Genomic DNA, 17,572 nt, shown 5'->3' on the forward strand with positions numbered 1-17,572 from the left:
CAATAAAATAAAATGATATAAAAGAAAACCCACGCAAAGGTGGGTGTCCTCACTGTCTTTCTATAAAGGTTGTATACGTTAAAACCCGAGACATACATGACCTGCTTGAAATTTGAGATTTAGATTTGCAGGTTAGATTTGCAGGTTATCTTGCTCTTCAAGCATTCGTTTCAGCATTTGGCGTTGCCGTTTTTCCTTCTGACGACGCTCGCGATCCTCCGCTTGCAAAGCTTTGAGAAGAGAGACGCACATCCCGATCAGAACAACAGCGAATGGCAATGCGGCCACTATAGAGGCCGTCTGTAGGCCATTCAATCCTCCACTGATCAACAGTACGACCGCGATAGCGGACTGAAGAATTCCCCAAGTTAGCTTCACTCGATTACTCGGGTTCAGCGTACCGTCTGAAGTCAGCATGCCGAGTACAAAGGTAGCCGAATCAGCCGATGTAACAAAGAAGATCATAATCAAGATTGTAGCGATAAATGCTACGATCGTGCCTAAAGGCAGCTGTTCCAGCATAAGGAATAAAGCAGTTGTTGTATCTTCCTTGACAGCCTCTGCCAGACGCACGCCATCAAACAATTCCAGGTGAAGTCCAGTTCCGCCGAAGACGGAGAACCAGATAAATCCGAAAAGGCTTGGAATAAGCAAGACGTAAATTACAAATTCCTTAATGGTTCTACCTCTTGATACCCTCGCAATGAACGTACCAACAAAGGGAGCCCATGCAATCCACCATGCCCAGTAAAATAACGTCCAGGCTCCGATCCAGGTTTCTCTTGAAAACGGCGTCAGTCTCAAACTCATGTTAATAATATTCTGTAAATAACTGCCCATGGTTGTCGTGAATGTATCGAAGATAAACGTTGTTGGGCCAGTCACCAATACAAAAAGCATTAATAACACAGCGATCACAAGGTTGGTGTTGCTTAAAATCTTAATCCCTTTATCCAGACCGGAAGTCGCCGAGATTAAAAAAAGTACAGTTACAACGGTGATAATAACAACCTGAACTATTGTCGTATTAGGAATTCCAAATAAATGACTCAGCCCCCCGCCAATCTGAAGCGCGCCCAATCCAAGCGAGGTCGCCACACCAAAGATAGTGGAGATGACCGCCAGTATATCAATGGCCTTACCAAGCCAGCCAGCAGCAAGTCGCTCACCGATCAGAGGAATAAAGGTGGAGCTGATCAAACCTTTGTAGCCTTTCCGGAACTGGAAGTAAGCAAGTGCTAAACCAATGACGGTGTAGATCGCCCAAGGATGCAGCCCCCAGTGAAAAAAGGAATACCGCATTGAAAGTCTGGCTGCCTGCGTAGTCCCGGATGCTGCTCCTTCTGGTGCAGATAAATAGTGGGAGAGCGGTTCAGCAACACCCCAGAAAACGAGTCCAATGCCCATACCCGCGCTAAACAGCATGGACAGCCAGGAAATCGTAGAATATTCCGGTTCATCATCGTCATCCCCAAGCCTAATACCGCCAAATCGGCTGAAAGCCAAATAAAAAGCGAAGATCAGAAAAAACAGTGTCGCCAGCAAATAGAACCAGCCAAAATTTTGAATCGAGAAGTTGTAAGCTACATTAGCTACATCCGCCAGCTGATTCGGTGCCACCGCTCCCCATATTGCAAATAGTGCAACGATGATAATTGTGATTGTAAATACCATGATGAGACCTCCGTTATGTATGCTTTTACCAAACTGTTCCTTAGTATGTGCTAGTCCTGCTTGTAATCATGCGAAAAGCCAGCTGTTGATAAAATAAAACAAACCAACGTATATTGAAACATCCTCACCTAAATATATACTAGCGAAACAAAATTGAATGTTGGTAGTCTTTATATAAGACCTATAGTAACAGGAGTGGTCATTTGAAAATAAAACAAGTGCATGAATATAATATTGACGAGAAATTAGAAGCCGATATACAAAATGTATTGAATCGTTGTTTTCCTGAAATTTACCCGACAAATCGAATCTATTTCAAGCAATTGCCCCATCTTAGATTTCTTGCGTTTAATCAAGAGAATCAACTTGTGGGACACGTTGGTCTAGACTATAGAGTAATGAATTTAAATGGAGAAATTATAAAAGTGCTAGGTCTAATTGATTTATGTGTTTCGATAAATAACCGCTCCAAAGGAATAGGTTCCTTATTGTTATCAGAAGTAGATCGATTATCCAAAAAGGGGATCGTAGACTTTATACTATGGTTTGCAGATAATACGAATTTGTATACAAAAAACGGGTATCAAACGGTGGAAAACAACTGTACTTGGTTGAAAATAAATCATGGATCACAGAATACCATAGATATAGGGAGCGAATCCATTAATGGATTAATGATTAAGAAGGTTGGAAACAAAGAGTGGGTACAGGGGAATTTAGATTTGTTAGGGTATTTATATTAAGTTAAAAATCCCAATTTATTACAAACAAGCTGTGGTAAAAGAACATATTCCTTCTGAAGTCGCTATATTATAGGTTTTTTATTTTTATTGGTACAAGTCCGTGACCTGAGCTACGGGCACGAACTTGTTATCGGATTTCACAGAAACATAGTGTACTCAGAAGTTTGTAACAATTAAATCGGACCTGACCATTAGAGTTAAGCCTTCTCAGGGCAGCAAATTCATAGCCGTTTGAATGTTTTTCAGATCGAGCTGAATTTGTTCAGGCATATTGTAAGGGTGGTATAAGCCTTGCTTCACCATATAATTAGATATTTTTTCATGAGAGTCTATGGCTTCGTCAAGGTGTTTCATCAAAATTTGCTTGATTTCGGGGGTGGCGCATTCGGTCACAGCCATGGCGTAATTTCTGACTCCGCTCTTCGCGTTTATCAATAAATCCATTGCAATCACATCATCAGTCAGCGTATGGAGACCTGACATGTGTTCTAGTATTGGGTTCATTTTTTTATCTCCTATACAGTCGCTTTAGACAGCACTTCACCGAGTTCCTGAAGCTGCTGTTGGGATAATGTCATATCTTGCTGCAAAATTTGCATCAGCTCCGGGTCGGTGACCAAAGCTTGCATGGTCTTGGATTTAGTCACGCAAACCGTCTTGAATGCAGCTATTTCATGTACCTCGAGCATTTCATGTAAGGCATATTTGGAATTCATTCCGATTGTCCTCCCGTGGTCTGTCCATATTCAAGGCTTTAAAATGACTTTAATGCAATTGTCCGTTTTTGTATCGAACACTTCATACCCCCGCTTGGCATCGCTAAGTGGAATGACGTGCGTAACAATGTCGCCCGGGTCTACTTTGCCAGACGTAACCAACTCATACATATACGGCATGTAGTGAATAACGGGAGCTTGTCCGGAACGGATATTCACGTTACGCTGCATGATGTCACCTAACGGGAAACCGTTATATCGGCCACCGTATACCCCTGTGACTTGGATGGTTCCGCCTTTACGGACCGCTTGAGATGCAATGATAAACGCACTCATGGTTCCGCCTTGCAGTTTCAAACCGCTGGCTAGAAATTCAAGATCGCTCATCTTGCCGTCCATGCCCACCGCATCGATCACGACATCGGCGCCGCCTTTGGTCATTTCCTTAAGAGTGTTGCCAATGTTATTATCTTGTTCAAAGTTTACGGTTTCGACATGATTCGTTCGCTTCGCGTGTTGTAAGCGGTAATCGACATAGTCAACGGCTATGACCCGCTTGGCTCCTTTAAGCCAGCAGAATTTCTGGGCCAGGAGTCCTACTGGGCCGCACCCAAGAACGATGACCGTATCTCCATTTTTCACGCCAGCATTATCTACGCTCCAGAATGCCGTAGTCATGGCATCAGCGATCAAGCTTAGCTTTTCGTCCGGTTGTTCGCAGTTTTCGGGAATTTTGAAGTGAGTGAAATTGGCAAACGGAACCCGTAAATACTCGGCTTGCCCGCCAGGATATCCGCCGGTCGTTCCAGAGTAACCGAAATATGCACCCATATCCCCATGCTCGTTGGAAGTGTCACATTGACTTTCCAGCTGATTTTTACAGAAAAAGCATTCTCCGCATGCAATGTTGAACGGAATGATTACACGGTCGCCTTTTTTTACCTTTGTCACGCCAGGACCTACTTCTTCTACGATCCCCATCGGCTCATGACCGATGACATAGTTCTCCTGAAGGTTAGGGATCATCCCGTGAATCAGATGAAGGTCAGAGCCGCAAATGGCGGTACTGGTGATCTTTACGATCATATCGTCCGGTTTCACAATCTTTGCATCCGGAACCTCTTTGACCACGACATTTTTAACCCCTTGATATGTTACCGCCTTCATGCTTGGTGTCCTCCAATATGTTCATCTGGGGTCCGATCAAACATCCCTTTACGTGACGTATCACCCGGGAACAGATTCATCTGCCCGATCATCACCGTATTGTTAGCTGAAAGCTGGTCAAGTTGATATTGCTCGTTCAGCTCGTAAGGATGGAACCATTTTTTGCGAATCATGAGCTCCGTAATTTCCTGGTGCATTGCAATCCCCTGTTTCAGGTGATCACGCAACAGGGCTCTTACATCTGGCGAAGCCGTTTCTGTCAGGGCGATAGACAAATTACGCACACCCTCCTTGGCACGAACAAGGAAATCCATGGCAAAGGTCATATCGGCCATTTCCGGCATATTTAAAGCATTAATTGGGTCTAAATAATCGGTATTCATTTGAGCTCCCCTTAATGTGTTATAGGTGTAGGGCTATTCGGAACAGGCGCTTGGAAAGGAGCTTTCGCGTAAATGGCTTGTAACTCGGCGATCTGTTGCAAGGATTGCGTTACGTCTTTTTCCATTAAAGCTTTTAGCTCTTGGTCAAAGACCAGGCCTTGCATCAGTTTTGATTTAGCGAGACACAGCGTTTTAAAATTCAATGCTTCATGCAATTCCATCGATTCGTGCGGCGCTAACGTTGGATTATTCATCGAGGAATGATCACCTCCTTTTCTCATCAATGTTAGACTTTCCATCAGATCAGATCCTATACTTAAATGGATTTAAGTGGATTAAAAACCTCATATTCCTATTTATTTGCTAGAATATAAACTAATTTTTAACCCGATACTTATTGTTGTTTACAAAGGGAGGAGGTCTCACTTTGCCCAATCAAAACAAGGTTGATCTAGCTACCGAAAACGCAAAAAAACCAGCAGAAGGTTCGCTAAACTCGAGTGGACATACACTGGAGCAGCATGCATCTAACGCGGTTTCTGAGGTGCAGACGGCTTTAAATCAGGCTATAAGCTCGGTCAATGGAGCCAATGCGGCAACGGATTCACAAGCGTTGGAGAAGGCCGGGCAGCAGATAACCCGAGCAGAAGAATTTTTAGATCAAGCGCAAACTTCAGCAAACGCATTACGTCTGCCGGACCAACAATAAAACGGCCGTGGTGCTGGTCACAGCGTTTTTCCTTCTTTTCCGAATCTTCTCCGATAACATATGCATGGGTATTTACTCTGCATTGACGATTGGAGGAAGCATTTTTCCTAGCACACATATAGTCACTATCAAAATGCTTCGGCTTGCGCCGAAGTTTTTTGTTTTTTAAGTTGGTTCGGACCGTTTTAAGAAGCAGGTTGAAAAAGAATGATTGAAGGCCAGGTATTAGAAAAAGTCTTGAACATATTATAGGTAATATCTATTCAACTATGGTTAAGGAGGAAATGATAAAAACGATGTTACCTATGGAAGAATATTTTGGTAAGTTAGAACTCGTTCATTCATTTTATGGGGCTATGCCTACAGGCGTTAGTGTTTCCGAAACCGGTCGTATCTTTGTTTGTTTTCCGAAGTGGGGAGATGATGTCAGATTTACGGTAGCGGAAATTGTTGAGGGTCAGTTGCAGCCTTATCCCAATGCAGAAACGAATTTATTCAACCCTTCGAATATCGCGATGTCCCTCATCAGTGTGCAAAGTATAGTTGCGGATGGAAGGGGAACCCTGTGGATACTGGATACGGCTGCACCCAATTTTTCCGAACCCGTTAAAGGAGGGGCAAAATTAGTTGCCGTAGATTTAAGCACAAATAAGATAAGAAAAGTATATACATTTACAGAAGAGGTTGTCTTGCCGACAACGTATCTGAATGATGTCCGATTTGACTTTCGTGTAGGCAAAGCAGGTTACGCCTATATAACGGATTCTTCTTCCAATGGTCCAGGCGCCATTATCGTCGTGGATTTGGATAGCGGAAATGCGTATAGACGGTTGAATGGAGCAAGTTCTACCTCACCTGACCCGTATTTTGTACCGAAAGTGGAAGGTAGAATCCTGATGAATCGTAACGCGGATGGTTCGACATCGCCCTTTCGTTTGGCCTCTGATGGTATAGCCATTTCTCCGGATGGAAAAATGTTATTCTATTGTCCGTTGACCAGTCGCCAGCTATATTCGATCTCAACAGAATCTTTAAGAGACAGAGCAATACCCGATTTTAAGTTAAGTGATTTTGTGCAGTATTGGGGAGAGAAGGGTGCATCGGATGGCATGATCACGGATGCGAAGGGAAACGTTTATGCCGGAGATTATGAGAACGATAGCATTCGAAAAATATTGCCCAATGGAGTCATGGAAACCATTGCCCATGATCCCCGAATGTTATGGCCGGATACCTTCTCGATTGGCCCGGATCAATATTTATATGTAATTGTGAACCAATTACATAGGCAGGCAAGATTTCATTATGGAAAAGACCTGCGAGAAAAACCTTACATTTTATTGCGTTTGAAAATAGATGAATTACCTGCACCTACATTTTGATAATTAAAACTCTCTTCAAAGGGAAACGATACAACACCAACCAAAAGAGGCAGTGGATCACCATGATCTACTGCCTTTATTTGTTGTAACTATGTATAATTATATATGAATCTATACTATTTGTGGTAAATTTGAATAGTAGATTGTAGTCGAAAGCTGAATACCGTTCAATTTACAAAGAATTATGCTTTTGGGAAAATGATTGTATATCTTAAAATGACGTGTAGGGGAGAGCTTTCAATGCAGGTTCAGAAGGTTAAGCACCATGAATGCTTCGAGCAAATATATAACCATACACCGATTGGAGTTGCTCTCATAGCTCCGGCAGGAAATTGGCTGAAAGTGAATCCTGCTTTTTGCCATATGACCGGTTTCACTTGTGAAGAACTATTGGAGCTCCGCGGCCAGGATTTAACACACCCGGAGGATTCTTCGAAGGATGTTATTAAAGAAGCTGGAATGTTTGACAACAAAGCCAAAGAAAATATATACGACATTCGCTGCATTAAGAAGAATGGCGAAGAGTTGTGGTGTTCATTTCATGTAACTCCAGTCCGTGACGAAGTAACGTCTGAAATCATTTACTTCATTTGCTATATTGTAGATATTACGGATCGTATCCGATCTGAACAAAGACTTTCGCACAGTGAAGGCATTGGCATCAATGCCGAACGCCTGGCGAAGATTGGAAGTTGGAAATGGGATGTAGTTCATGATCAGATCACCATTTCCAAACAGGTGCTGGAGATCTTTGAACTTGACCGAATTAACCAATATTTCTGTGCAAAAGATGTCTATAAGGTAATGAGTCCTGCCGATGCAGCATCTTTACGGGAAAGAATAAAAGACGCAGCGCAAAGCAGTCCATTTGTTTTTGAATTTAAATCTACTCGCTCAAAAGAGAGCGTAAAATATATTCAATTACGTGGGTTAATCAATTTTGACGAACACCAACAGCCCATAGAGTTAAAAGGCGTGCTTCAGGATATTACCGATCAGAAACAGATCGAATTCAAGCTTCAAGAAACCATTGAACGTTATACCTCGCTTAAAAAGTATAATCATGACGCTATTATTTCATTCGACATGAGTGGAAACATTATTAACGCCAACCCAGCGGCCGTAAAGATGACAGGTTACGAAGTAAACGAGATGGTTGGGAAAAGTATAGGACGATTTATTGGAGCTAGCAATCTAGGCCTCATTCTGCGGAATCACTATGATTTGGCTGAGAAGAAAATGAACCATGTTTTGCACAGGGACGGCCGTGAAACGGAAGTATTGGCAACCCTTGCTCCAATTATTATTAACAATGTCAATGTCGGTTACTATTTAATGGCCAAGGACATTACCGAACAGAAAAAGCTTCTTGTCGCAAAAGAAACAGCTGAAAGAATGAATCAGGCGAAAAGCGATTTTTTGGCGATGATGAGCCATGAAATACGAACACCCATGAATGGTGTGATCGGAATGACAGATCTTCTTCTGGATACGCCGGGTCTAAGCTTGGAGCAGAAGGAATATATTCAGATCATTCAAAAAAGTGGAGATTCCTTACTTACGATTATTAATGACATCCTCGATTTTTCTAAAATCGAGTCTGGGAAAACCGATTTAGCAGTTGATCCATTTGATCTTCAAGAAATCGTGACAGAAACGGTGCAGATCGTAAAACCTTTGATCCGAGAAAAGAAGTTAGATATTCATATTTCTTTGGATGAGGCGCTTCCAATACCGCTATATGGTGACGCACCTCGTTTAAAACAAGTACTTACTAATCTCATCGGTAATGCTGTGAAGTTTACTCTGGAAGGCAGTGTAGACATTGAAGCAAGGGTTAAAGAACAATGTGAGGAAAACGTATATCTTCATTTTAAAGTCAAAGATACAGGAGTAGGGATCCCGGTAGAGAAAAGGCAGCAATTATTTGAGCCATTCTACCAATTGGATAACTATATGACCCGCAAAACGCAAGGAACGGGATTGGGACTGGCGATCAGCAAAAAATTGATAGAACTCATGCATGGAGATATATGGATTGAGGATTCGGATGAACCTGGCACAACGTTTGTATTCACAGCCTGCTTTAAAATAAAAAATGAGGACGTTGGCCAGCACATAGAGTCCTCTCAAAAAAAGAGTAGAGGCACCCCTCTCCATATTCTGATTGCGGAGGATAATGAAATGAATCAGCTCGTCCTCAGTAAAATGATTGAGAAAAAGGGACACTTCGTAGATCATGTCGTGGACGGAAAAGAAGCTATAGAGGCTGTCCAACGAAATGTATACGATATCGTGTTTATGGATGTGCACATGCCAAAATTGGATGGACTTGAAGCAACACGAGCAATTAAAGAGAAGCTATCTTCTGAAGAATGTCCTTATATTGTTGCAGTGACTGCAAATGCTCTAAGAGGAGATAGGGATCGATGCTTGAAGGCAGGAATGGATGAATACATTAGTAAACCGATCAAAAGTGAATCTATATATCAAGTGATAGAGACGTACTATAACAAAAAACAGATGAATCATTCGTAATTACAAAAGTTCATGTGGAAATAACCAGCCGCAGTCTTATACTGGAAAATAATATCTTAGACTGCGGCATCTGTTAGAGACACGTAATACTAATTTCAGTTTAGGTTAAACATTCTTACTACAAACTTTACTCCTCGAATACGGCCCATTCACCACGTTCCTGACGAATTAGTTATATAGCGGACTCCTCTAACTCTTTTACCAACGTAAAATCGGCAGTCGTGCCACGCCTGAGTCATTCATAGTATCCTTCAGTAGATTTTCTCAAAGTACTGAATTGATCCGCATCATGCCCGAACCACACTTGGGATCTCGTGCGCGCGGCCAAAACACGAATTTTCTCCACGGTGTTTCGGTAGCCGATCAGATCATAGATTATTCCAGGTGGCTTGACCGGCGGACCAAAGCTTTCCGCAGAATAGATGGCATCGGAAGCTAAAATAATTCCGCCGGTTTCTGGCATATCGATCTGGAGACCTAACATTCCCCATGCATGACCGCTTCCGAAATTCAGGATTTTGATACCGTCTACCAATTCTAGATTGTCTTCTCCCGGTTTGATTGTTTTCCATTGAAGCTGGTTCTTGATCCATGCATCGATATCAGCCCACACATAGGCTCCTTCCTTCTCATTACGGGCGTAGGTCTGCAGCGCTCCATTAAATTCATCCTCATGCACGATAATGGTCGCATTCGTGAACAATTCGAGGCATCCTGCATGGTCCAGATGTAAGTGGGAGGCAATGACATACTTGACTTCGTCCGGTCTAACCCTTAGCTGCTCCAGACGATTATGCAGGTAACATTCCTCGCTTGCTGACCACGGAGACGACAGTTGAGTCGACTGTGCCCAACGCCCTTGAACGCCCATCGAATTCGGGTTACAGGCGGTATCAAATAATATTTTTCCTTCAGGATGATCAATCAGTACCGTATAGATTGGAAATTCAACAAATTGTGTCTGGGCATTCGGATTATGGATGGTTGCCGGATTATGCATGGAGATGATCCAGTTTTTATCCATGCTCATTCGACCGTTATCCAACACATATAACTTGGGACGCTTTTTAATGATGTTTGTCATGTGATTTACCCGCCTTCGAAGGAATATAGTACAGGGCACCCCCTGGTATAGACATACAGTAATCCAAAAAATAAAATGATATAAGTAGGCACTTTAAAGTGTCCTGGGAACTTCAGCGGGCATAGGAGGGGAACGGTTTGGCACATTCAGCAAAAACGAAACAATCAGATATTTCGTTATCCAATTGCGGCTATAGCAAAGTTCTTGATATTATCTCTGACAAATGGACTGCACTTGTTATATATGCTATGGAAAACGGTAAGATCAGATATGGAGAAATACTGCGGAGAATTGAGGGGATATCTAAAAAAATGCTTACCCAAACGGTACGCAAGCTGGAGCGAGATGGTTTGGTTCAAAGACATATTACACCTACAGTACCTATAACTGTCGAATATTCTCTAACAACATTAGGGGAAACCTTGCTTGAGCCGATGAAAGAGATCAGGCAGTGGGGAAGGGAGCATTACACTCAAGTCGTTGAGGCGCGAGTTCAATATGATTCTGCTTATACCTTTCAAGAATAGCCTGAGCAATCGCTCAAAACAGGGACTTGAGTCTCCCTTTACAGGAGACCATATACTTGCTCTTAAGTAGTTAGTCGCAACACGACAAAGGAGCTGGGTATATGAGAAATCTGGAGGCTATTGTCATCCTGTGGAACATTGCGGTTTTGGGATGGATTTTGGTTGGAACAGAAAAAAAGGCGCGAGGCTTATTTATTAGTCTCGGTATATCGGTTATTGTCATTTTTCTGCAAGGTATACTGGAAGGCATCCGTTGGCAGCTCATTCCTGCTTGCGCCCTTGCTGTTGTACCACTTTATATGCTTGTGCGATCTAGACTCCCATGGTCTACACAGCCCAAAAGCTCTAAATCAAGCGTAATGAGAAGGAGCATTGGAATGACGGCAGCTATCATTTATGCTTTTGTAGCTGTCACGCTGCCAATACTACTGCCTGTTTTTACTTTTGCCGAGCCAACAGGAAATTATAAGATAGGAACCACATCTTATGAGTGGACAGACGCAACAAGAGAGGAAACCTTTACTCCAGAAGATGGGGATAAGCGTAAACTTAAAATTCAAATTTGGTACCCTGCCGATAAGGATTCAAAGGGAGAAATAAGCCCATACGTACAAGACGGGGCATTGTTGGCAGAAGGTTATCATCGACTTTTAGATATGCCAAAGCAGTTATTTAACAACATACGCTATGTAAAAACACATTCCCTTGAAAATGTGGACATCTCAGATCAGGAAGCAGCTTACCCTGTCTTGATTTTTTCACATGGCTTGAATGGCCATAAAAATCAAAATACATTCCAAATCGAGGAAATCGCCAGTCACGGCTACATTGTCGTAGGTATTGACCATACCTATAACAGCACGGTTTCCCCATTTTCCGACGGTACGGTTGTTTACTTTACTCCAGGTCAAGATGAGACGGTCGAGATGATGGATCAAACGAATGAGATTTGGGAACAGGATGCCAAATTTGTTTTAGGTCAGGTGGAAAAACTGGCTGCTTATGATCCAGATCATCGTTTTACAGGCCGAATGGATTTGCAGCGTATCGGAATGTTTGGACATTCCTTTGGCGGGGCAACAAGTACACAAATGTTAATGTCCGATCCTCGAATCAAGGCAGCCTTGAATATGGATGGGGTGCTTTATGGAAAGCTGCGAGTGCCTGAAGGGGGCTTCAATAAACCTTTTCTAATGATGAGTGCGGATCAATCCAGATATTTTGAGCAGCATGTTAAAGATCCTGCACTCACTGCCTCATTGACAGATTTATTCAAACGATATGATCATATTACAGATGACGGGAATTACTGGCTAACACTGCGTGATATGTCGCATATGGGCTTTTCCGATCTGTATCTTACATCGCCATTATTTGAATGGATGGGCGGTATAAGCTTGAAAAAATCACATCCGATTATCAATGCATACACGCTGGATTTTTTTAATCACTTCTTGAAACAGGAGCCATTGAAGCTACTTGATCAAAATATAGGCGAGCATACGCTGTTTACGTTAGAAAAAGGCGAGAAATAAGCTGAAAATCCGGAAGTAAAAAGCCAGTCATTCTAAACTGCAACCAAGTTGTCAGATGTTGTTCTGACCAATGGTTTTCAGTCACGGTGACTGGCTTCTCTATGGTTTCTTACAGGTTAGATCTGCTGAAGCTTCCATCTCAAGCCGCGAAATAACAAGTCGTCTCTTTGGGACAATTGTTCAAATTTGGGGCTAAGCTTGGAACAAAGCCTTACGGATCGTTTGAAATTTTCGGTTTCGAGTTTGTCTATATGGGCTTTTATCGTGTGAAGAAACGCCTTGCCGTCATTCGTAGCATTAGAGTGGGAATATAGCTGTAATGCATCCTCAACAATGGCTTGTACATAGCTGCTATGAGGTTCGTAGTTATTTTTCAGAGCAATACTCAATCGTTTCTGAATACGGTGCATGAGCCGGACCCATTCCTTAGTCGTATAAATTGCATGCTGAGCGATGTTAACAAATAGAAACTCTACACTTTGAAGATCAGCAATGAATTCAGGGGAGCTAATCAGCTCTTTTAACTCCTTCCATGCCATGAGTTGCTTGGCAGACAGGTTTTCCGGATGAAGGATGTACTGGTTGAAGTAATGGAAAAAAGCATCTTGCCATGCTGCTGGAATAGTTGACATAAATCCGATTTCTTCTATTTTGGTTAAAACGAATTGCTGTCTGTTTTGTTGATTTTGCTTCTGGATATCAACTAATTCATGAATGTGCGAAAGAAGAGGGGAGGGAGTCGTCTTGGAATCCTTACTATAATCGTTAGCTGTGCTTCTGGCATTTTGCAAAATCGCAATCATGCCATTCAGTGCTTGAACCTCCGTTTGTAACGTTTCTATTTGCCAATCCAGCGAGGTCTCCATCGATATTTCCCCGGAAAGAAGTTTCTTAATATCATCGATCCCGAATCTTAGTTCACGAAGTGTTTTAACAAGCTGTAGACGCCATATGGCCTCGGTTGTGTAAAAGCGGTACCCGCTGTTATTTACAAAAGATGCTTTCACTAAGTGTATTTCATCATAATAACGAACCGTCTTTACTGTAGAATCTATCATCTGCGCAGTTTCTCCAATGGAAAATAACACACTGTCTGCTGTTTCTTGTTTTAATGTTTGCATGGTAGATCGCTCATTTTGTTTTCGCTGCATAACCTTTTCACCTCTGTGATTGTATAGTATATCATCTCCTGTTAGGGGAGACTCAACACAACAACTTTTCGGGCTCTTGATCGCAGCAAAACTATAATATCTGATTGAGCTTGCTTTCAGGCTCTTCACCATTTTCAACACGTTTTATATTCGTTATGAAGAAATCATATCTTTTTTTATGAAATTTCCGACCATCAGGCATTCCTGCTGTATGAGGAGTAAGTATTACATTCTCCATATTCCGCAGTTCACTGTCCAGAGGCAGCGGTTCAGATTCAAATACATCCAGGCATGCGCCTGAAATATCCCCGTTTTTTAATGCATCAATCAAGTCTTTTTCGTTGACAATCCCGCCACGAGAGGTATTGATAAACAGAGACGAATCCTTCATTTTGTTGAAAACCGCTTTGTTGATCAGGTGTTTGGTTTGCTGATTCAAAGGAATATGTACACTGACGATGTCCGATGTGCTTACAAGAGTATCGATATCCGTCATTGTCACAAAACCGTTCGATTGTACATCGATGTTTCTCGCATAAGCCAGTACATTCATGTCAAAAGCCTTACAAAACGCAGCCAGTTTTTTTCCGATAGCACCCAAACCGATAATGCCGATTGTTTTGCCCTGTAATTCACTACCTCTATAGTCCAAATGATTTTCATCCATCTTGTTTTTCATGAAGGTATCCAGAAACGGTATGTTTTTATAATACGAAAATATCAGTGCCATGACGTGCTCGGCCACGGCTTGTGCATTCACTCCTGCAGCATTAGCCACCCAGATCCCAAACTCTGTACAGGCAGGGACATCTACATTATCAAATCCTGCACCGGTCTGTACCAATTTTAATTTTTTTGCGGTAGAAAGCAGGCTGTGATCCACTTGAATATGTTCAGGGATAATTACATCGCAATCTTCAATATGATCCAGCATCTCTTTTCCAGGCGGAACAACGACAATGTTCCATTCTTGCGGAAAACATCTTAAAATATTTAATTTTGAGATCTCGCTAAAATAGCCAACAATGAGAATCTTCATTGCTAAACCACCTTTCATATTCTTCTGTGCCTATAAATTATAAAACAACTTTTGGAGCAATGGAAAAGACTTTGCTGATCTCGTTGCTCAATTGACAATGATAATTATTATCATTATAATGTGTGCATTCTATATATAGGGGGAGAAACGTTGTTACATACAAAAAAATACTTCAGGGTTGCTTTACTCCTACTGCTGATGAGTACCCTTTTCCTTTCTGGTTGTAGTACAAGTGAAGGTAAAAGTGAAGCAGGGGAAAACACAATTGTTGGAGAGCCCAAAAGGATTGCCGTTTTAAATTGGCAGCTTGCTGATTTTCTCTTAGCCCTTGGCATCAAACCTTATGCTATGACAAACTTTATGGGAGAGACGAACCTTGAATATTTAGAGAAGGATGCATTAGATGGTGTCATTGATCTTGGAGATAAGCCTAATCTCGAAATACTCTCTCAAATCAATCCGGATTTAATTATCGGTTGGGAAAGCCGAAGAGAAATTTACGACCAGTTGACCAAAATTGCACCCACAATCCTTACAAACGAAAATGATGATTGGCGCAAATCTTTGCACGAACTCGGAAGCATGCTTGGAAAAAGCAAGGAAGCCGAGGAATGGTTAGCCCAATATGATCAGAAGGCAACTGCTTCAATGCAACTCCTAACCTCAAAGATTGATCCTGCTGAAACTGTCCTCTATGTGCGTGTGATGCCCAAGGTACTTCGAATTTATGGCGCAACTCAATCCTTAGGAGCAACGTTATCTAAAGATATAGGTCTACAATATTTACCCCAAACCGAATCGATCCAAAATTTTGAAAATACATCAATTGAACAGCTACCTGAGCTAAATCCAGATCATATATTTATTCAGGTTGGGCGCCCTCTGCGTGGCGGAGATCAAGAAGCTAAAAAGATCTATGAGGAATTAACCCAAAGTTCGATCTGGAACAACATGAAGGCAATGAAGAACAAACAAATTTATACTGTACCTCAATGGATCATTAGCGATGCTCCTCATATTAAGGAGAAATCGATTGATCTTGTGTTAGAAAAGCTCGGCATGAACTAATGATGCAGCTTTTTGCTAGAGAAATGGGTTACTCCTCCGCCATCCTTTTTAAATAAATTGGGCAAGAAATACAGTCGGATTCCTTTGTATTTCTTGCCCATGTCTTTTAGTTTGTCACAGCTTTCAATCTGTTTTGTAAGCTGCCTGAATGCCAAATACCAAAGTTACCGTTGCTTTTTAACAAAAAATCGCCGATCCAAAAAATAACCCACCAACAGTGAGAGCACAACAAGGATAACAGGTATTCCAAACGATTCCTTAGAGAAGGGGGCTCCTTCCAGCTTTAAATGGTCTGTGGCACGATATTCGAGACGTTTGGCAGCAAATTTTGCAGTCATAACATCTTCTTGTTTAGCTAAATCTTCAAATGCCGGGTCCATTGCAAATCTTTCCTGCATATTTTTGTGTAAAAATAACAATTCCGTATTGTTGTATAATTGTTTCCATACCCTGATGTCCTCCGCGGCTATAGTCTCAGCTTGAGGGCCAACAACGATCATCTTGGATAGTGAGGGAACATCGTTCATCTGATAACGCGCAACCAAATTCAAACCATGCTTCGTTACGATCGGTTGATGTTCAAGCGATATCGTTAAAGTCGTTGTTGTTCCAGATGCTCCATAGGTATCAAAGGCAGCGGACAAATCTAATTCATCAGCACCTGGATATAACAGTACGCCGGCTTTGACCTTATTCCATTGATAGGATTGATTCAAAATATATGTAATGTCACTCAATCCTGCCGTGAAAGGTTCCATCTTCGGCTCGATTACATAATGGTAGGAAGGATAATGGAGCTCATTCGCTACCTGTTTTGCGGCTGACTCCCCTAATTGTTGCGAAATGACATAAAGGGTCGCATCCATACCGGATGTAAGGCCTGCTGAAGAGACGATGTTCCCTTGTGGAACGTAACGCTGATCTTTTACCCAATGGATTTCCGGATAACTTTTAATCAACCGTTGAATATCTCCCCAGTGTGTCGCAGCACTTTTACCGTTTAGCAGTCCCGTATCGGCCAGATTCTCGGCACCATTGCATATGGATAATAAAATCGTTTTTTCACTGGAATGCTTACGAATCCATTCACGGACAGGAGCGTATTTTTTCTCATCCAGGATCGGCATAAAAGGGATCACGATAATATCTGGACTTTTACCAAGCATCTGGTCCATATCAGCAAAGGAATAGTGGGGGATGACATCCAATCCTCCGGTTAATGATTTGATCCCCGAATCTGGTGCAACACTGAATACGTTGTACTTTCCTGTGAGGGCAAACATCTCATATGGGACTAGAAAATCAAAAACTTCCGTTACTTCATTAGACAGTAAAACAGCTACCGTTGGCTTGTTAGCATCGTATGCAGGTTTCTTTACCTGATCTAATGCAGGAGGATTGCTTTGGTTATACAAGGACATTCCAGCATTTGTTGTATGAATGAAACCGACTGCACCTGATCCTCCCACGATTAAAATAACGACTAAAACATACATCAAAATGCGTAGCAAAACTTTCACTTGCCCGTTCCCCTTCCGACTAAAAAATATTTTACCTCAAGAAATATACCAATTGAGGATCGAATACACACCTGACCAAGGACGGATTGCATCCCTTGGCTGCGGGTGGATGAGCTACTAGACTTAAGTCTGTTCTATTTTATGTACAAGACCCGTTAGAGCTATACTCCTAATTTGAATTGATAAATTTTTTTGAAATAGTGACTTTTATCTGAAAAGCTCTGAAAAGAAGGAATAGGGACAAACGTTAAAGAAAAGAAACTATTAAGCAACATCGCAATGAAAACGTTAAGAAACAATGGTTAACCTCCATTTGAGACTCTAGTACAGTTCAAA

Annotated in this window: 17 protein-coding genes; 7 read left to right on the top strand and 10 right to left on the bottom strand. The window is 41.9% G+C overall.

The genetic code is table 11. From position 1 onward, the window contains the following. Positions 1 to 132: 132 nt before the first annotated feature. The gene (locus tag FS818_RS07605) at positions 133 to 1,674 is read right to left on the bottom strand and encodes a glycine betaine uptake BCCT transporter (RefSeq protein WP_145331061.1); all 1,542 of its coding nucleotides are present in this window, start codon (positions 1,672 to 1,674) and stop codon (positions 133 to 135) included. 203 nt (positions 1,675 to 1,877) lie between these two features. Between FS818_RS07605 and FS818_RS07610 the strand changes: the two genes are divergently transcribed. Continuing rightward, positions 1,878 to 2,417 (top strand): GNAT family N-acetyltransferase, encoded by a 540-nt coding sequence (locus FS818_RS07610; RefSeq protein WP_145331063.1) that lies wholly within the window; start codon positions 1,878 to 1,880, stop codon positions 2,415 to 2,417. A 207-nt stretch (positions 2,418 to 2,624) separates the two neighbouring features. Here FS818_RS07610 and FS818_RS07615 read toward each other — a convergent pair whose 3' ends face one another. From FS818_RS07615 to FS818_RS07635, 5 genes are read right to left on the bottom strand one after another with little or no spacing between them, the layout of a single operon-like run. Continuing rightward, the gene (locus tag FS818_RS07615) at positions 2,625 to 2,921 is read right to left on the bottom strand and encodes a spore coat protein (RefSeq protein ID WP_145331065.1); all 297 of its coding nucleotides are present in this window, start codon (positions 2,919 to 2,921) and stop codon (positions 2,625 to 2,627) included. An 11-nt stretch (positions 2,922 to 2,932) separates the two neighbouring features. Further along, positions 2,933 to 3,133 (bottom strand): hypothetical protein, encoded by a 201-nt coding sequence (locus tag FS818_RS07620; protein WP_145331067.1) that lies wholly within the window; start codon positions 3,131 to 3,133, stop codon positions 2,933 to 2,935. Between the two features lie 30 nt (positions 3,134 to 3,163). Further along, on the bottom strand, positions 3,164 to 4,300 hold the full coding sequence (locus FS818_RS07625) for a zinc-dependent alcohol dehydrogenase (RefSeq protein WP_145331069.1): 1,137 nt from the start codon (positions 4,298 to 4,300) through the stop codon (positions 3,164 to 3,166). Next, positions 4,297 to 4,683, bottom strand: a complete 387-nt coding sequence (locus FS818_RS07630; RefSeq protein ID WP_145331071.1) for a spore coat protein — start codon at positions 4,681 to 4,683, stop codon at positions 4,297 to 4,299. Before FS818_RS07630 ends, FS818_RS07625 begins: the two co-directional genes overlap by 4 nt. Positions 4,684 to 4,694: 11 nt before the next feature. Then, the gene (locus tag FS818_RS07635; RefSeq protein ID WP_145331073.1) at positions 4,695 to 4,937 is read right to left on the bottom strand and encodes a spore gernimation protein GerQ; all 243 of its coding nucleotides are present in this window, start codon (positions 4,935 to 4,937) and stop codon (positions 4,695 to 4,697) included. Positions 4,938 to 5,110: 173 nt separating this feature from the next. Here FS818_RS07635 and FS818_RS07640 point away from each other — a divergent pair, with 173 nt between their 5' ends. The 3 genes from FS818_RS07640 (at position 5,111) to FS818_RS07650 (ending at position 9,312) form a co-directional block, all read left to right on the top strand. Continuing rightward, on the top strand, positions 5,111 to 5,392 hold the full coding sequence (locus FS818_RS07640; RefSeq protein ID WP_145331075.1) for a hypothetical protein: 282 nt from the start codon (positions 5,111 to 5,113) through the stop codon (positions 5,390 to 5,392). Between the two features lie 296 nt (positions 5,393 to 5,688). Next, positions 5,689 to 6,774, top strand: coding sequence for an L-dopachrome tautomerase-related protein (locus tag FS818_RS07645; protein ID WP_397351725.1), 1,086 nt, complete (start codon positions 5,689 to 5,691; stop codon positions 6,772 to 6,774). 240 nt (positions 6,775 to 7,014) lie between these two features. Then, a complete protein-coding gene (locus FS818_RS07650; protein ID WP_186375432.1) occupies positions 7,015 to 9,312 on the top strand; it encodes a PAS domain S-box protein in 2,298 nt (765 codons plus the stop codon). A 235-nt stretch (positions 9,313 to 9,547) separates the two neighbouring features. On the opposite strand, the gene ahlS is transcribed toward FS818_RS07650, so the two are convergent. Next, positions 9,548 to 10,396, bottom strand: coding sequence for an AhlS family quorum-quenching N-acyl homoserine lactonase (gene ahlS / locus FS818_RS07655; protein ID WP_145331079.1), 849 nt, complete (start codon positions 10,394 to 10,396; stop codon positions 9,548 to 9,550). Between the two features lie 137 nt (positions 10,397 to 10,533). Here ahlS and FS818_RS07660 point away from each other — a divergent pair, with 137 nt between their 5' ends. Both FS818_RS07660 and FS818_RS07665 read left to right on the top strand, forming a co-directional pair. Beyond that, positions 10,534 to 10,923: a winged helix-turn-helix transcriptional regulator gene (locus tag FS818_RS07660; RefSeq protein WP_145331081.1), complete on the top strand. Its 390-nt coding sequence runs from the start codon at positions 10,534 to 10,536 to the stop codon at positions 10,921 to 10,923. Positions 10,924 to 11,024: 101 nt separating this feature from the next. After that, on the top strand, positions 11,025 to 12,458 hold the full coding sequence (locus tag FS818_RS07665; protein WP_145331083.1) for an alpha/beta hydrolase family protein: 1,434 nt from the start codon (positions 11,025 to 11,027) through the stop codon (positions 12,456 to 12,458). Positions 12,459 to 12,574: 116 nt separating this feature from the next. On the opposite strand, the gene FS818_RS07670 is transcribed toward FS818_RS07665, so the two are convergent. Both FS818_RS07670 and FS818_RS07675 read right to left on the bottom strand, forming a co-directional pair. Further along, positions 12,575 to 13,741 carry a MerR family transcriptional regulator gene (locus FS818_RS07670; protein ID WP_260989866.1) on the bottom strand — a complete coding sequence of 389 codons (1,167 nt, stop codon included), beginning with the start codon at positions 13,739 to 13,741 and terminating at the stop codon, positions 12,575 to 12,577. Next, entirely contained in the window at positions 13,701 to 14,648 is a 948-nt protein-coding gene (locus tag FS818_RS07675) for an NAD(P)-dependent oxidoreductase (protein WP_145331087.1), read from the bottom strand. The genes FS818_RS07670 and FS818_RS07675 overlap by 41 nt, the downstream gene beginning before the upstream one ends. Positions 14,649 to 14,798: 150 nt before the next feature. On the opposite strand from FS818_RS07675, the gene FS818_RS07680 reads away from it, so the two are divergent. Next, the gene (locus FS818_RS07680; RefSeq protein ID WP_145331089.1) at positions 14,799 to 15,716 is read left to right on the top strand and encodes an iron-siderophore ABC transporter substrate-binding protein; all 918 of its coding nucleotides are present in this window, start codon (positions 14,799 to 14,801) and stop codon (positions 15,714 to 15,716) included. A gap of 164 nt (positions 15,717 to 15,880) precedes the next feature. On the opposite strand, the gene FS818_RS07685 is transcribed toward FS818_RS07680, so the two are convergent. Next, the gene (locus FS818_RS07685) at positions 15,881 to 17,236 is read right to left on the bottom strand and encodes a DJ-1/PfpI family protein (RefSeq protein ID WP_145331091.1); all 1,356 of its coding nucleotides are present in this window, start codon (positions 17,234 to 17,236) and stop codon (positions 15,881 to 15,883) included. Positions 17,237 to 17,572 lie beyond the last annotated feature (336 nt).

Origin of the sequence: Paenibacillus xylanexedens (assembly GCF_007680605.1) — a bacterium.
Classification (GTDB): Bacteria; Bacillota; Bacilli; order Paenibacillales; family Paenibacillaceae; genus Paenibacillus; species Paenibacillus xylanexedens_B.

Bases quoted from the DNA above. Each gene is read 5' to 3' on its own strand.
- FS818_RS07605 (WP_145331061.1), bottom strand. From the start codon at position 1,674: ATGGTATTTACAATCACAATTATCATCGTTGCACTATTTGCAATATGG.
- FS818_RS07615 (WP_145331065.1), bottom strand. From the start codon at position 2,921: ATGAACCCAATACTAGAACACATGTCAGGTCTCCATACGCTGACTGAT.
- FS818_RS07620 (WP_145331067.1), bottom strand. From the start codon at position 3,133: ATGAATTCCAAATATGCCTTACATGAAATGCTCGAGGTACATGAAATA.
- FS818_RS07625 (WP_145331069.1), bottom strand. From the start codon at position 4,300: ATGAAGGCGGTAACATATCAAGGGGTTAAAAATGTCGTGGTCAAAGAG.
- FS818_RS07630 (WP_145331071.1), bottom strand. From the start codon at position 4,683: ATGAATACCGATTATTTAGACCCAATTAATGCTTTAAATATGCCGGAA.
- FS818_RS07635 (WP_145331073.1), bottom strand. From the start codon at position 4,937: ATGAATAATCCAACGTTAGCGCCGCACGAATCGATGGAATTGCATGAA.
- FS818_RS07645 (WP_397351725.1), top strand. From the start codon at position 5,689: ATGTTACCTATGGAAGAATATTTTGGTAAGTTAGAACTCGTTCATTCA.
- FS818_RS07650 (WP_186375432.1), top strand. From the start codon at position 7,015: ATGCAGGTTCAGAAGGTTAAGCACCATGAATGCTTCGAGCAAATATAT.
- ahlS (WP_145331079.1), bottom strand. From the start codon at position 10,396: ATGACAAACATCATTAAAAAGCGTCCCAAGTTATATGTGTTGGATAAC.
- FS818_RS07665 (WP_145331083.1), top strand. From the start codon at position 11,025: ATGAGAAATCTGGAGGCTATTGTCATCCTGTGGAACATTGCGGTTTTG.
- FS818_RS07670 (WP_260989866.1), bottom strand. From the start codon at position 13,741: ATGGTGAAGAGCCTGAAAGCAAGCTCAATCAGATATTATAGTTTTGCT.
- FS818_RS07675 (WP_145331087.1), bottom strand. From the start codon at position 14,648: ATGAAGATTCTCATTGTTGGCTATTTTAGCGAGATCTCAAAATTAAAT.